We start from the raw sequence: 2792 nt of genomic DNA on the forward strand, positions 1-2792 counted from the left end.
TCAGGTTGCGGGTGATCTTCGGGCTCTTGAGTACGATGCCCGGCAGGATTGCTCGCGGCACCGGCTTGCCGGCAGCCTTGTCGGCCAGGGCGAACACGCGCTTGTAGAGCGTGGTGTCTTCAAAATCCAGCTGTTCGCCCTGCTCCAACTGGCTGCGAATGCTCGGGTTGCGCATATCCAACTTCGAACCCAGCGAACGCACCGCCAGCTCGGTGGTGCCCGGCAGCAATGACCCGTAGCGAATCAAGTCTCCGTCCAACGCCAGTTCGGTGCCCGTAACACGGCTGACGGCAGCCTGGAATGCGGCATTGCGGCTGGCATACCAACCGGCATTGAAATCGGCAAAGCGATACAGCGGCTGGTCGTAGCTCACCGGGTAACCGAGCAGATGAGTGATGCCAAAATACATGCCGCCACGTCGGGTGAAGACTTCCCGGCGAATCGTGCTATCCACCGTGTAGGGATAACCCCGCGCATGTTGCTGCGCAAAGTCGATACTCACCTGCATCGGGCCGGCGGTGTGTACCGGGTTGAAGCCGCCAAACAATGTGTTGCCCAGCGGCACCATGCTGATGAAGTCATCGAAGATACCGCTCAGGTCCTTCTCAGTACGCGCGGCACTCAGGCGCTCGGCGTAGGACTTGCCGGTGGGCGAGCGCAATTGCAGCGTGGTGCGAATCACGAATGCCGGCACATGGACCTTGCCGGCGCGACGCAGGATTTCATCCTGGGCGATCTTGCCCATGTTCGGCACAGGTGGGTCGACCTGATAAGTGGACTCCTGCTCGGTAACCGCCAGCACGGCACAGATGTTTTCGGTACTGGGGTAGATCTTCTGGGTGTCGAAGGCCGTGTAGATGTCTTGAGCCCAACCACTGCGGTCCGGCACCGACGCCGGCAGCAGGCGCACGATCTGCGCTTTCACGTCAGCCTCGCTGCGTGGCGGCTGTTGCGGGTTGCGCGTAGTGGAGCAACCGGCCAGCACCAACAACGTGGTGAGACACAGGATCAGACGGCTTGGATACATGGGGCTTCCTTGAACGGCGACGGGCCGGGCATTGCGGATATCGACAGGTAAGTCTAACCGGGGTTCGCTGATTTGCTGAGCGCGCCCTCACTACAGAGTGTGCCGAGCGGTTTGCGTGAGGAGTACGCAAGCCACTGAAACATCCCACGTTATAGCCGGACAAGCTCTGCATACCGCCTTAAAAAACCTCTGCAAAGTCCTTCGCCTCATCACACAGTGCGAGGGATTGCAGATGGTTTTTCTTTTTTGTGCGTGGGTTGATTGGGCAACTTCAGACGCACCTTCCGTGGGGAGAACTCACGGATGACCCACGCCGCACACATTGCCCATATCGAACATGAGCTGGATGGCTTTCATCAGAGTCTGGCGGAGTACCGAAAACAGATGGTCGCCTGGTATGCGCGGACGCTGGATTCGGTCAGCCATGCGGCGGATATGCCATCGCTGCTGGGGATGGAGCGGGTGTTGCGGGTCGGCGCCTCGCAGCAGTCGGTGAGTCTTTCCGATGCGGACTTTTCTACCGTCGCCCGTTGCCCTATAGGCGGTGTGCTGGAGATCGAGAGCACATTCGAGTCGGTGTATGACGTGCCGATCGGCGATATCCCGGTTGAAGTCATTGGGCTGGATGACGGCAGTTCTACCGTCGTCATGCTGGATGAGCATGGCAAGGGCTCTCACCACTGCGCCGCAGGCGAGCGCTATCAGGTGCGGGTACAAGGCGGGGTTTCAGGCGAACAGGTCGACGCGTTGTTCGCCTCCTATGCCGGGCTGACGGCAGATCTGGAGCAATGGCTTCGTTCGCAATGGGAGGGGTTCCGCCCCCATTGGGAGGTCTCAACGGCCAGTGCGATTGGCAGCGGCCTGCTGGCGGGCAGTTGGGCGGCGATCAGAGACGCATGGGACAGCATCAAGCTGGTGCAAGCGATTCTCGAAGACCCGTTGAAATTCACCGAACAACTGGGAGCTGAGGCGGCGAAGCTGGCTCAACTGGCCACCGATGCCCCCAAGGTCATGGAACAGGCGATGCTGCTGGCCAGTGATGAGGCAGCGCTGTACCTGATGATGCGCACGGCGATGATCTGGCTGGACGCATTGCCTCCGGGCGAGATGGCCGAAGTGGCTGCTGGTTTTCTGGTCTCGTTGCTGATCGATCTTGTGATTGGTGCGGTGTTGAGCATCGCACTGCCAGCGGCGGGTGTGGCTTATCTGAGTGTGCGGCTGGCCAAGTACGGCGCGCGACTCGTTGACGCCGTTGTTGGCTTTGTTCAAAGCCTGCTTGCGATTCTGAAGAGTTTTATGCAAGCCGTGGATCGCTACAAGGCAGTGGCGGTTCGCGGCGTGGTCGGCGGGCTGAAGCAAGGCCGGATGCAGATGCGCTGGAGGGCACAGCAGAACGCGGTGCTGAAGCAGAAAGAGCATGTCGACGATGTGCCAGCTTCGGGCAAGAACCTGAATGGCGATGCCTCGGCCAGTGCGGACAAGACCGCTACCCACGGCTGCCCAGTGTCGATGGTAACCGGCGAGGAATTGCTGACCCTCACCGATGGCACGTTGGACGGTGTGTTGCCGTTTGAGTGGACGCGGTTGTATCGCACCAGCGCGGTGGAACTGGATTGCGGGCTCGGGTTTGGCTGGAGTCATGCGCTGGCGCATCGGTTGGTGGTCTCAGGCGACTCGGTGGTGTGGACCGACCATGAGAACCGCTCCACTGAGTTTCCTTTGCCCAGCGAGTTACGGCCTGCGATCACCAATAGCCTGGCCGAAG

The 2792-nt window shown here is 60.4% G+C and carries 2 protein-coding genes; one reads left to right on the plus strand and one right to left on the minus strand.

The genetic code is table 11. The features are described 5' to 3' along the window. On the minus strand, positions 1-1027 hold a 1027-nt coding region (locus tag ACRESD_RS19695), incomplete at its 3' end, for a DUF1615 domain-containing protein (protein ID WP_431752427.1). Positions 1028-1330: 303 nt separating this feature from the next. Here ACRESD_RS19695 and ACRESD_RS19700 point away from each other — a divergent pair. Continuing rightward, the coding region (locus ACRESD_RS19700) for a DUF6531 domain-containing protein (protein ID WP_431752428.1) at positions 1331-2792 on the plus strand (1462 nt) is incomplete at its 3' end.

This window comes from Pseudomonas sp., assembly GCF_050739995.1.
Classification (GTDB): Bacteria; Pseudomonadota; Gammaproteobacteria; order Pseudomonadales; family Pseudomonadaceae; genus Aquipseudomonas.